Genomic DNA, 11548 nt, shown 5'->3' with positions numbered 1-11548 from the left:
CTCGAGCTTGAACTCTCGGCTGAACTTCCGTCGTTGCATTTACACCCTCCGGTTCCGAAAACACCTTATCTTGGTGTCCACGAAACCGGCAGCAGCTCACTTCGCCGGGGAAGCGCGAACGTGGTGAGCAGGAGCAACCACTACCCAGCCACCACACCCCCCTCGACCCGGATGACCTGATCGCACGTCGCCATACTCTCGGCGCGGTGCGAGATCATCAGGATCGTCGGGCGCGGCTCCAGCGCCGCGATCCTCCCGAGCAGCAGCGTCTCGCTCCCCGCATCGATCGCGTTCATCGCTTCGTCGAGCACGAGCAGCCGTGGGCGCCGCAGGATCGCGCGCGCGAGCGCCAGCCGCTGCCGCTCGCCGCCTGACAGCAACGCGCCGCGCTCCCCAACGATCGTGTCGATCCCGTCGGGCATGCGCCGCACCAGCGCGTCCGCGCCGACGAATTCGAGTGCGTCCCACATCGCCGCCTCGTCGGGCGCGCGGTTGCCCCAGGCGAGGTTGCGCCGGACCGTGTCGTGGAACAGGAACCCCTCTTGCGGCACGTACGCCACGCCCTCGCGCCAGCCCGCGCGACCCGCCGCATCGAGCACCATCCCGCCGACCGACAGCGTGCCCGATTGCGGCTCGGTCAAGCCGATCAGCACATCGATCAGCGTCGTCTTGCCCGCGCCCGATGGCCCGACAATGCCGACGAAGCTGCCCGATTCGATCGTCAGGCTCGCGTCGCCGATGCCGCCGCCGGTCGCATAGCGATAGACCAGATCGCGCGCCGCGATTGCACCGGGCGGCGGCAGCACCGGGGCCGGGGTGGTGGCGCGTTCGGCGGCGAGTTCGCTCTGGAACGCCTGCAGCGCCTCGAAGCTCGGGAGCGCGAAGAAGAAGTTCTGCGCGGCTTGCTGGATCAGGATCGCGGGGCCGCTCATCCGCGCAAACACCAGCACCAAAGTGATCAGCACGGCGGGCGGCACGTTCGTGGCAAAGCCGATCAGCACGACCGATGCGGCGGCAAAGCCCGATCCGATCGCAAAGACGCGGCGGCTATTGGCCTGACGGCGTTGAAACGACAGGCCGGTTTCGCGCAGACTCGCCTGAATCGATTCGAATTCAGCGATGAATTCGTTTTGCGTGTTCTGTGCCGCCGCCGCTTTCAGCCCGCTCAAGAAGCCGTTTGCGCTGCCCATCAGCGCGGCGTTGCCGTGCACCATCCCGGCGCCGATATCGCGGATCTTGCCTTGTGCCAGGAACACCGCGCCGCCGCCGATCAGTACCAGCGCGGTCGTCGCCAGCGCCAGCACCGGTGCGAGCGTCAGTGCGAGTGCTGCCTGCACCACCAGCATCGCGGCGGCGACCGAGGCCTGGATCAGAAATTGCGCGCTGCCCGCGACGCGGCTGACTTCGGTGGTGAGGAGATTGGTGATGCGGGCATGGCGCAGGCCGACGATCCGGCTCCACGAAGCAGCGGCGACGGCGCGCATCACCTGGTTGCGTTGATATTCGACAAACGTCGATTGCAGTTTGGCGAGTGCGATATCGCGCGCGAATTGCACCAGCGCGCGCACCACCGCGAGCAGGACGAACGCGCCCAGTAATGCGATCAGCCGTGAAAAGGCGGTGTGCAGCCCGATCGCATCGAGCGTCGTGCTGATCCGGGATGCGCCGCCAGCGCGCGTCACCACCGAATCGAGAATCGGAATCAACAGCAGCAATCCGACTCCGTCGAGCACTGCCCCCGCCGCGACCAGCCCGGTCGCGATCCAGCCTTGCCGCCCGGCAAAGCCGACGAAGACCCGTACGAACGCCGCGGCGGGCTGCCACACCGAGCCGAGCCCTGCGGGCGTGGTCTTGTCCATATCGAAGCGGGTCGCGGTGGCCATCGTTGCGCTTTGTCACGCCGCTATCGGCACGTCGAGGGGGCGTCCGCCAGCGAGGTTTTTTCGCTAATCGTTTCAAAGCGTTGCTGTTTGGAACTGATAAACATCAACTTGGCCTCTTGCAATGCACCATGCCCGCCCGCACCTTTTGGCGAGAAAAATGACGCCGCCGAAACGAGTGGACCGTCTTTCTGCTCTTGATGTGTTCGTTCGAACGAATTATGCTGCGACTGCGAGACGATCTGAGCCAATACCGTGCGTGGGGACCTTGATGCCGATGACGATCCTATCAGGCCACTTGCGCAGCGTCCTCGCAATGACGGCGGTGCTCGCGCTTGCCGCTTGTTCGAAGGGTGGCCCGCCACCGCGGCCCACGCCGCAAGTTACCGTGGCGGTGCCGCTGCAACGCGACGTCATCGATTGGGACGAATATGTCGGCCGGTTCGAGGCGATCCAGGATGTCGAACTACGCCCGCGCGTGTCGGGCACGATCGACCGGATCCTGTTCGCCAACGGCCAACGCGTTCGGGCGGGCGACGTGTTGTTCACGATCGATCCGCGTCCCTATCTCGCCACCTTGGCGCAGGCGCGCGCGCAAGTCGCCAAGGCGCAGGCGGCGGTCGGCAATGCCCAGTCCGAATTGGCGCGCGCCGACAAATTGCTGGCGGCCGAGGCGATCAGCAAGGAAGAATATGAAACCAAGCTGGCAAACATGCGCAGCGCGCAAGCCGATCTCGGCGCGGCGCGCGCCAACGTGTCGACCGCGCAGCTCAATTTGGGCTTCACCTCGGTGCGCTCGCCGATCACGGGCGTCGTGTCCGATCGGCGCGTCAGCAAGGGCAATTACGCGACCGAAGCGACCACGGTCCTGACACGGGTGGTTTCGACCGATCCGATCTGGTTCTCGTTCGAAGGCGCCGAGAGTTTTTACCTGAAATATCTGCGGCAGGACAAAGCGGGGGAGCGCGGATCGTCGCGCACCACGCACAATCCGGTCGAAGTGCAACTGGCCGACGAAAGCGGCTATAAGTGGCACGGCCAGATGGAGTTCGTCGACAATGCGATCGACCCCAATTCGGGCACGATCCGCGCACATGCGGTAATCGCCAATCCCGATGGTTTCCTTACCCCCGGCCTGTTCGGGCGCGCGCGGTTGCTGGGTTCGGGGACTTATCATGCGATGCTGGTCCCCGATGAAGCGATCATCACCGATCAAACCCGTAAGCTGGTCTATGTCGTCGGCAAGGATGGCAAGGTCGTCCCCCGCCCGATCGAGACCGGGCCGCAAGTGGAGGGGCTGCGCGTCGTCAAGTCAGGCCTTGCGCCGACCGAGCATGTCGTGATCGAGGGGATCACGACGCTGCAGCCCGGGGCCGAGGTAAAGGCGAATCTGGTGAAGATGCGCCCCAAGGCCGCCGACACTTCACCGCAATCGACCCCGGAAAGTGCCCCGCCCGCCTCCGACGCCACCGCGAAATAAGGCCGAGCGCGCTGTGAAATTTCCCCATTTCTTCATCGACCGGCCGATCTTTGCGGCGGTTCTGTCGATCCTGATCGTCGTGTTCGGTGTGGTGGCGTATCCGTCGCTGCCGGTCGCGCAATATCCCAGCATTGCGCCGCCGACGGTGGTCGTCAACGCCACCTTCCCCGGCGCAAATGCCGAGACTTTGGCCGAAACCGTCGCCGCCCCGCTCGAGGAATCGATCAACGGCGTCGAAAACATGATCTACATGTCGTCGTCGAACACGGGCGATGGCGCGCTGGCGATCACGGTGACGTTCAAGCAGGGCACCAATGTCGATCAGGCACAGGTGCTGGTGCAGAACCGTGTCTCGACCGCCGAACCGCGCTTGCCCGAGGAAGTCCGCCAGATCGGCGTCACAGTGCGCAAGAATTCGCCCAACATCCTGCTGGTGATCGCGCTGACCTCGCCCGACGGGTCGCTCAACGAATCCTATGTGTCGAATTATGCGACGACGCAGATCATCGATCGGCTCGCGCGCATTCCGGGCGTCGGGGGCACGCGTACGTTTGGCGGGCGCGATTACAATATGCGCGTGTGGGTCGATCCTGATCGCGCCGCCTCGCGCAATCTGACGGTCGACGAAATCGTCGCGGCGGTGCGCGCGCAAAATGCGCAAGTCGCGGTCGGATCGGTCGGCGCCCCGCCATTTAATCAGGGCGGCACCGCCTTCCAGCTTGGTATCCAGGCGACCGGACGGCTGACCACGACCGAGCAGTTCGGCGACATCATCGTCAAGCGCGACGACCAGGGCCGGTTAACCCGGCTGCGCGATGTCGCGCGGATCGAACTCGGCGCGCAGGATTATACGATCAACGCGCGGCTGAACGGCAAGCCGATGACCGCGATCGGCATTACGCAGCTGCCCGGATCGAATGCGCTCAGCACCGCGCAGGCGGTGAAGGACGAAGTCGAGCGTGCCTCGAAAAGCTTTCCGCCCGGGCTGAAATATTCGATTCCCTACAACCCGACCGAATATATCTCGGCCTCAATCGAGGCGGTCGAACATACGCTGGTCGAGGCGCTGGTGTTGGTCGCGCTCGTCGTGTTGCTGTTCCTGCAAAGCTGGCGTGCGGCGCTGATCCCGATCATTGCCATTCCGGTGTCGCTGGTCGGCAGCCTTGCGGTGCTCGCCGGGTTCGGTTTCAGCCTCAACAATCTCTCGCTGTTCGGCATGGTGCTGGCGATCGGCATCGTCGTCGATGACGCGATCGTCGTGGTCGAGAATATCGAGCGGCTGATGGACGAAGAGGGGCTTTCCCCGCGCGAGGCCGCGCACAAGACGATGGACGAGGTGTCGGGCGCGTTGATCGCGATTGCGCTGGTGCTCTGCGGCGTCTTCATCCCGACCAGTTTCATCCCCGGCATTTCGGGCCAATTCTATCAGCAATTCGCGCTGACGATCGTCTCGGCAACCGCGATTTCGGCGTTCGTGTCGCTGACGCTGTCGCCCGCGCTTGCGGCGATCATCCTTAAGCCGAAGACCGATGCCGAACCGGCGGCAGGCTGGCGCGGGGCGGGGACACGCTTCGCCCGCGGCTTCAATCGCGGGTTCGATTGGCTTGGCGAGAAATTCGGCAAGTTCACCGCCCGCGCAATCCGCAGCTTGGCGGTCATCGCAATTGCCTATGTCGTGCTGATCGGGTTGGCCGGATGGCGCTTCACCGCGACGCCGACTGGCTTCATCCCGGCGCAGGATCAGGGGTATTTGATCGTGGCGGCGCAATTGCCACCGGGCGCATCGCTACAACGGACAACCGAGCTGCTGAACAAGGCCGGGGCGATCGCGCGGCAAAATCCAGCGGTGCGCGATACCGTTGCTTTCGCCGGCCTCGACGGCGCGACGTTTTCGACCGCGTCGAATGGCGGGGCCATGTTTGTCGCGTTGAAGGGCAAGGCCGATCGTATCAACTCCACTGCGATCGCCAACCAATTGCGCCAGGCGTTCGGGCCGCTCGCGGGCGGCTTGCTGCTTGTGATCCCGCCCCCGCCGGTCGCTGGCATCGGCACGGGCGGTGGTTGGAAGATGCTGATCGAGGATCGCACCAATCTCGGTTTCAAGGCGCTTGAGGGCGCGGCGTTCGGGATGATGATGAAGGCGAACCAGACGCCCGGTATCACCTCGGCCTTCACCACCTTCAATACGCGGACGCCGCGCCTGTTCGCCGATATCGATCGCGAACGCGCCGAACAGCTCGGCGTGCCGGTGGCGAACGTGTTCTCGACGCTCGGCACCTATCTCGGCTCGTCCTACATCAACGATTTCAATTATCTCGGGCGCACCTACCGCGTGACCGCGCAAGCCGATGCGCCATATCGCGACCAGATTTCCGATGTCGGGCATCTGCGCACGCGATCGGCGGCGGGCAATATGGTGCCGCTCGACGCGGTGATGACGCTCAGGAACGATAGCGGGCCGTACCGCGTCGTGCGCTACAATCTCTACCCATCCGCCGAGCTGCAGGGCGATACGGTGCCCGGCTATTCCTCGGGCCAGAGCCTCGACACGATGGCCAAGCTGGCGGGCGAGATCCTGCCCAAGGGCATGAGCTATGAATGGACCGAAATCGCCTTCCAGCAAACGCAAGCGGGCAATACCGGAAGCCTGGTGTTCGGGCTTGCGGTGCTGTTCGTCTTCCTGCTGCTCGCGGCAAATTACGAGAGTCTGGTGCTGCCGTTCGCGGTGATCCTGATCGTGCCGATGTGCTTGCTGGCGGTGATCGTCGGGGTCAACGTCATGGGGATGGATAATAATATCCTGACGCAGATCGGCTTGGTCGTGCTGATCGGTCTCGCCGCCAAGAATGCGATCCTGATCGTCGAATTCGCGCGCCAGAACGAAGTCGACGGCATGGAACTGCGCGCCGCCGCCGAACATGCCGCCGAACAGCGTTTGCGCCCTATCCTGATGACGTCGCTCGCCTTCATTCTCGGTGTGTTGCCGCTGGTGATCGGCAACGGGCCGGGGTCCGAAATGCGCAAGGCGCTTGGCGTTGCGGTGTTCTTCGGGATGATCGGAGTGACGACCTTCGGTCTGCTGTTCACGCCGAGTTTCTACGTGATCAGCCGCAAGGGCGGCGACTGGGTCGCGGCCAAGCTGCGCCGCGGCCGCCGCGATCCGGAGCCCGGCCCTCCGACGTCGGAGCCGCTGCCCGCGCATCCCGAAGGAAATCCGGCATGAAGCGCTTGCTGAGCCTGATCCCAGCGCTGGCCCCGGCGCTCGTCCTGTCCGCCTGCGTCGTCGGTCCGAATTACGTTAAACCCAGCACGCCGTTGACCGCCAGCGGCGCTGGTTTCGCCGAGACGGCGCGCGGAAGCACGGTCGCGGTGACAGCGCTGCCCGATCATTGGTGGCGGCTGTATGACGATCCGGTGGTCGATCGCCTGGTCACCGAAGCGCTGGCACACAATACCGACATTCGCGTCGCCGCCGCCAATCTCGAACGGGCACGCGCGGTGGTTTCCGAACAGAACGGCGCGCGGCTGCCATCGACCAGCCCCAGCGCGCAATATGCGCGGCAGCAGGGCAATAGCGCCAATGCCGCGGCGTTCGGCGGGAGCAGCGCGAAGCCACAGACCTTCCAGTTCGATTCGTTCAAGCTCGGTTTCGACGCATCCTACGAGGTCGATCTGTTTGGCGGGGTGACCCGCGCGGTCGAGGCGGCGCGCGGCGATGCGCAAGCCGCGCAAGCGCAGCTCGACGCCGCCCGCGTCGCGGTCGCGGCGGAAACCGCCCGCGCCTATGCAAATGCGTGCAGCAACGCCGCGCAAACCGCCGTTGCACAGGAGACGGTCGCGCTCCAGCAAAAGACGCTCGGCCTGACCAACACGCTGTTCACCGCTGGTCGGGGTACGCGCCGCGACGTGCAGCGCGCCGACGTCCTGCTGGCGCAGACCCAAGCGACGATCCCGGGCTTCGAGGCCGAACGTCGCGCATCGCTCTACGCGCTCGCGGTGCTAACCGGCCTCCCGCCCGAACAGATCGACAAGGATGCGGCCGCCTGCACCACGCCGCCGCGCGTGAGAGACGTGCTGCCAGTCGGCGATGGCACCGCACTGATCGCGCGTCGCCCCGATGTGCGCGCAGCGGAGCGGACGCTGGCGGCGGATACCGCGCGGGTCGGGGTGGCGGTGGCCGATCTCTATCCCAAGATCCAATTGCTCGGCAGCATCGGCCTCAATTCGACCAAGGGCAGCCAATTGTTCAAAGGCACGTCGGTCAATTATTCGGTCGGCCCGCTGATTTCGTGGAGCTTCCCAAATCAGACGGTCGGTCGCGCGCGCGTGCGCCAAGCGCGCGCCGGGGCCAATGCGAGTCTTGCGACCTTCGATGGCAAGGTGCTGACCGCGCTCCAGGAAACCGAACAGGCGCTCGCACGCTATGCGGGGGCCCTCGATCGCAATGCTGCACTGCGCCGGGCCGAGGCTTCGAGCAGTGGCGCCGCCAAGCTGTCGCAATTGCGCTTCGATTACGGTGCCGACAGCTTCCTGTTGCTGATCCAGGCCGAGCGCGACCGTGCCGATGCCCGCGCTGCGCTGGCGCAATCCGACGCTGCGGTGGCGGACGCGCAGATCAGCCTGTTCAAGGCACTCGGCGGCGGATGGGAAGATGCGCCCGCGCCGACACGACGCGCGCCGAGCGCACAGTGAGGCAAATCCGCAGCGCCTTGTTCATGCCGGCCTCGAATGCGCGCGCGATCAACAAGGCGCGCGGGCTCGATTGCGATGCGGTGATCCTCGATCTGGAGGATGCGGTCGCGCCCGAAGCCAAAGGCGCGGCGCGTGCGCAAGCATTGGCGGCGGCGCAGGACGGCGGCTTCGGATCGCGTTTGCTCGTGCTGCGCGTCAACGCGCTCGACACCGAATGGGGTCAGGACGATTGCGCGGCTGCGGTTGGGGCCGGGTTCGATGCCGTGCTGCTGCCCAAGGTGTCGCACCCCGATGATCTGTGCGCGGCGCGCATGATCCTCGGCGAGATGCCGTTATGGGCGATGATCGAGACGTGCGCCGCAATGCTCGCGCTCCCGGCAATCGCAGCAACGCCAGGCCTCGCCTGCATCGTTGCGGGCACCAACGATCTTGCCAAAGACATGCGTTGTACGCCGGGCCCCGACCGGCTGCCCATGCTCCCGCACTTGATCGCCATCGTCACAGTGGCCCGCGCGCACCGCTTGATCGCGCTCGACGGCGTGTCCAACGTCCTTGCCGATACCCCCGCGCTAGCGGCGGAGTGCGGGCAAGGCGCGGCGTTCGGGTTCGACGGCAAGACTCTGATCCATCCCGCGCAAATTGCCCCCGCCAACCGCGCCTTCGCGCCATCGGCGGAGCAGCACGAGTGGGCGAAAGCGGTGGTCGCGGCCTTCGCGCTTCCCGATCATGCCGCCAAGGGCGCGATCCGGGTTGGCGGTGAAATGGTCGAGCGGCTGCACCTTGGTGAAGCCGAACGTATTCTCGCCCGCGTGGCGCACCTGTAACGAATTCCGGCTGGCGTTCGTACAGCGGGCTATCGCGGCCTAGGTATTTTCCGAACCCGCACCTTCACGTCGTCCTCACATAGCTCGCACTATGACGGGTGCGTCTCAGGCAAAGCCGACACGCTGAGGGCGCGGATCATTCCTGCCCGAACAGGAGAATTTTAAATGCCGCGCTACTTTTTCGACATTTCGGACGGTTCGGACTTCCGCGATCTGGATGGTTCCGAATGTCCCGATCTGGCGGCGGCGCAGATCGAAGCGGTTCGCTATTCGGCGGAGGTTCTGCGGGAAATGCCGGAGCGGTTCTGGAACGCGGAATCTTGGACGATGACGGTGTCCGATCATAATCGTGAACATCTTTTCACGCTCAAATTCGCGGTGGATCCGGTTCCCGCAGAGTCGCTGGTTTGCTCCGCCGGTTAGCGTCGGAGCACGCGTCCAGCCACCGCATCGAGCATCGCCAGCACCGCCGGATCACGCGCGTCAGGTGCCGTGATCAAGGCGTGATCGAGCACGGTGTCGAGCGGTGAGGGCGGGCGTTCCGCCGGCAGCGCCGCGACCAAGGCCGCGACCGCCTTGCGCGCAATTTCGCCATTCGCGCCCATCTGGCGGATGACCTCGGCCACTTCGACGAATGCGGCTTCCTCGCGCCAACAATCATAGTCGGTCACCATCCCGATCAGCGCATAGGGCAGCTCCGCTTCGCGCGCGAGCTTCGCCTCGGGCATCGCGGTCATGCCGATGACGTCGGCACTCCATTGGCGGTAGAGCAGGCTTTCCGCGCGGCTGGAAAATTGCGGGCCCTCCATCGCGAGATAGGTCGCGCCGTTCGTAACAGTGCCGCCCGCCGCCGCCACGGCGTCCGCCGCATAGCCCGACAGACGCGAGCAGACTGGCTCGGCCATCGAGACATGCGCAACCATGCCCGTTCCGAAGAAGCTTGAGGTGCGCGCGACGGTCCGGTCGATGAACTGGTCGACCACGACGAAATGCCCCGGCGGCAGTTCCTCGCGTAAGGATCCGATCGAGGAAATCGCGATCAGATCGGTGCAGCCCGACCGCTTCAACGCATCGATGTTCGCCCGGAAGTTGAGTTCGGACGGGCTGATCCGGTGCCCGCGCCCGTGGCGGGGCAGGAACACCAATTCGACCTCGCCGATCGACCCGAACAGCAATTCGTCCGACGGCGCCCCCCACGGCGTGTCGACCCGTCGCCACTCCGGACTCTGCAGCGCATCGATCGCATACAGGCCGGACCCGCCGATGATGCCGAGCTTCCATTTGGTCATGCGGGATCCTTTGCAGCGTCCAGTCGGTCGAGCCACGCCTGCGCCTGCTTTGATTCGCCAACCGCGTGTGCACTGACGGGTCCGCGCGATGCGAGAAATTCCTGATGCAACGCAAATGGTGCGATCGCAAGCTGGTCCCGCAGGCCGTCGATCGCATCCCCCAATGTGGTGATTTCGGCGACGATCGGTGCTGCTTTCGCCATCGCCGTCCGTTCCTGCTGGTGCCCGAACAGCATCAGCCGCTTCGCCGCAGTCTGTTGGAGCGCCCCCACCAAGAGCGTCTCATAGTCGGCTTCCAGCTCGACGCGACGTTCGTCGCTGCGCGCCAGGCGATCCGCTTTAGCCATGGCTCAAATTACCTTCATGTCGCTTTGATAATGGTGCCACGCGAAAATCGCGGCAGCACCGCGGTGCGGGCGCCACGCTTCGGCCAGTTCGCGGGTCACTTTCTCGCTCGGGCGGGCTTCGTGGCCCAGGATACGCCCGACTTCGATCTGCACCGCCAGATCGCCCGCCGGCCAGATGTCGGTGCGCCCTTCGGCGAACAGCAGGTAGATTTCGGCCGACCAGCGTCCGATGCCCTTGACCGCGACCAGCTTGGCGATCGCTTCCTCGTCATCGGCGGGCAGATTCGCCAAATCGAGCGCGCCGCTCGTCACCAGCGCCGACAGGCTGCGCGCATAGCCCGCCTTCTGACGCGACAGGCCCGCTTCGCGCAACTGCGCGTCGCTCGCGCGGGTGATGTTGCCGGGGTCGGTCAGATCGCCGACAATGCCCTCCAGCTTGTGCCACACGCTTTGCGCCGCCTTGGTGCTGACTTGTTGCCCGATGATCGTGCGCAGCAGTGTGGCATAGCCGCGCGCACTGATCCGGGGCGGGGGATAACCGACGCGACCGAGCGCTTGCGCGATGGCGGGTTCGCGCGCGGCAAGCGCGTCGAGTGCGGTCTTCAACTGTTCGGCGCTCAATCCCATACGCTGTCTCTTGATCGGCGCCGCATCTGGCGGCATGGCAGGTGCGTTACCGCTACCCGAAAAGGAACGTCCATGCCCAAGCTTATCGTCGTGACCCGCGAAGGGGAAGAACGCGAGATCAATGGCGAGGCCGGGCTTTCGGTGATGGAAGTGATTCGGGACGCTGGAATCGACGAGATTCTGGCGCTGTGCGGTGGCTGCTGCTCGTGCGCGACGTGCCACGTCCATGTCGACCCGGAATTTGCGGCCAAACTGCCGAAGATGAGCGAAGACGAGAATGATCTGCTCGATTCGTCGGCGGATCGCAACGCGACCTCGCGCCTGTCGTGCCAGATCGAGCTGACCGATGCGCTGGATGGGTTGAAGGTGACGATCGCCGCTGAGGACTGACGGCGCAGCCGCACCGCGC

At 65.1% G+C, this 11548-nt stretch carries 10 protein-coding genes; 6 read left to right on the top strand and 4 right to left on the bottom strand.

The genetic code is table 11. The features are described 5' to 3' along the window. Positions 1-140: 140 nt before the first annotated feature. On the bottom strand, positions 141-1883 hold the full coding sequence (locus tag IEV62_RS01545) for an ABC transporter ATP-binding protein (RefSeq protein WP_188445001.1): 1743 nt from the start codon (positions 1881-1883) through the stop codon (positions 141-143). A 274-nt stretch (positions 1884-2157) separates the two neighbouring features. Between IEV62_RS01545 and IEV62_RS01540 the strand changes: the two genes are divergently transcribed. From IEV62_RS01540 to IEV62_RS01520, 5 genes are all read left to right on the top strand, one after another. After that, on the top strand, positions 2158-3360 hold the full coding sequence (locus IEV62_RS01540) for an efflux RND transporter periplasmic adaptor subunit (protein ID WP_188445000.1): 1203 nt from the start codon (positions 2158-2160) through the stop codon (positions 3358-3360). Positions 3361-3373: 13 nt separating this feature from the next. Then, the gene (locus IEV62_RS01535; protein ID WP_188444999.1) at positions 3374-6583 is read left to right on the top strand and encodes an efflux RND transporter permease subunit; all 3210 of its coding nucleotides are present in this window, start codon (positions 3374-3376) and stop codon (positions 6581-6583) included. After that, the gene (locus IEV62_RS01530) at positions 6580-8052 is read left to right on the top strand and encodes an efflux transporter outer membrane subunit (protein ID WP_188444998.1); all 1473 of its coding nucleotides are present in this window, start codon (positions 6580-6582) and stop codon (positions 8050-8052) included. Before IEV62_RS01535 ends, IEV62_RS01530 begins: the two co-directional genes overlap by 4 nt. After that, positions 8049-8876, top strand: a complete 828-nt coding sequence (locus IEV62_RS01525; protein WP_188444997.1) for an HpcH/HpaI aldolase/citrate lyase family protein — start codon at positions 8049-8051, stop codon at positions 8874-8876. The genes IEV62_RS01530 and IEV62_RS01525 overlap by 4 nt, the downstream gene beginning before the upstream one ends. A 165-nt stretch (positions 8877-9041) precedes the next feature. Next, a complete protein-coding gene (locus IEV62_RS01520; RefSeq protein WP_188444996.1) occupies positions 9042-9299 on the top strand; it encodes a DUF6894 family protein in 258 nt (85 codons plus the stop codon). On the opposite strand, the gene IEV62_RS01515 is transcribed toward IEV62_RS01520, so the two are convergent. From IEV62_RS01515 to IEV62_RS01505, 3 genes are read right to left on the bottom strand one after another with little or no spacing between them, the layout of a single operon-like run. After that, positions 9296-10165, bottom strand: coding sequence for an S-methyl-5'-thioadenosine phosphorylase (locus tag IEV62_RS01515; RefSeq protein ID WP_188444995.1), 870 nt, complete (start codon positions 10163-10165; stop codon positions 9296-9298). The two genes, IEV62_RS01520 and IEV62_RS01515, sit on opposite strands and share 4 nt — an antisense overlap. Continuing rightward, on the bottom strand, positions 10162-10512 hold the full coding sequence (locus tag IEV62_RS01510; RefSeq protein ID WP_188444994.1) for a hypothetical protein: 351 nt from the start codon (positions 10510-10512) through the stop codon (positions 10162-10164). The genes IEV62_RS01515 and IEV62_RS01510 overlap by 4 nt, the downstream gene beginning before the upstream one ends. 3 nt (positions 10513-10515) lie before the next feature. Next, positions 10516-11139, bottom strand: a complete 624-nt coding sequence (locus tag IEV62_RS01505) for a DNA-3-methyladenine glycosylase family protein (protein WP_188445023.1) — start codon at positions 11137-11139, stop codon at positions 10516-10518. Between the two features lie 72 nt (positions 11140-11211). On the opposite strand from IEV62_RS01505, the gene IEV62_RS01500 reads away from it, so the two are divergent. After that, on the top strand, positions 11212-11529 hold the full coding sequence (locus IEV62_RS01500; protein WP_188444993.1) for a 2Fe-2S iron-sulfur cluster-binding protein: 318 nt from the start codon (positions 11212-11214) through the stop codon (positions 11527-11529). Positions 11530-11548: the final 19 nt, after the last annotated feature.

The organism is Sphingomonas psychrolutea (assembly GCF_014636175.1).
Classification (GTDB): domain Bacteria; phylum Pseudomonadota; class Alphaproteobacteria; order Sphingomonadales; family Sphingomonadaceae; genus Sphingomonas; species Sphingomonas psychrolutea.
This window is presented reverse-complemented; position numbering and strand designations above follow the sequence as displayed.

What these genes read in the sequence shown, in the direction of transcription:
- IEV62_RS01510 (WP_188444994.1), bottom strand. Translation starts at nt 10,512, where the DNA reads ATGGCTAAAGCGGATCGCCTGGCGCGCAGCGACGAACGTCGCGTCGAG.
- IEV62_RS01530 (WP_188444998.1), top strand. Translation starts at nt 6,580, where the DNA reads ATGAAGCGCTTGCTGAGCCTGATCCCAGCGCTGGCCCCGGCGCTCGTC.
- IEV62_RS01505 (WP_188445023.1), bottom strand. Translation starts at nt 11,139, where the DNA reads ATGGGATTGAGCGCCGAACAGTTGAAGACCGCACTCGACGCGCTTGCC.
- IEV62_RS01540 (WP_188445000.1), top strand. Translation starts at nt 2,158, where the DNA reads ATGACGATCCTATCAGGCCACTTGCGCAGCGTCCTCGCAATGACGGCG.
- IEV62_RS01520 (WP_188444996.1), top strand. Translation starts at nt 9,042, where the DNA reads ATGCCGCGCTACTTTTTCGACATTTCGGACGGTTCGGACTTCCGCGAT.
- IEV62_RS01500 (WP_188444993.1), top strand. Translation starts at nt 11,212, where the DNA reads ATGCCCAAGCTTATCGTCGTGACCCGCGAAGGGGAAGAACGCGAGATC.
- IEV62_RS01515 (WP_188444995.1), bottom strand. Translation starts at nt 10,165, where the DNA reads ATGACCAAATGGAAGCTCGGCATCATCGGCGGGTCCGGCCTGTATGCG.
- IEV62_RS01545 (WP_188445001.1), bottom strand. Translation starts at nt 1,883, where the DNA reads ATGGCCACCGCGACCCGCTTCGATATGGACAAGACCACGCCCGCAGGG.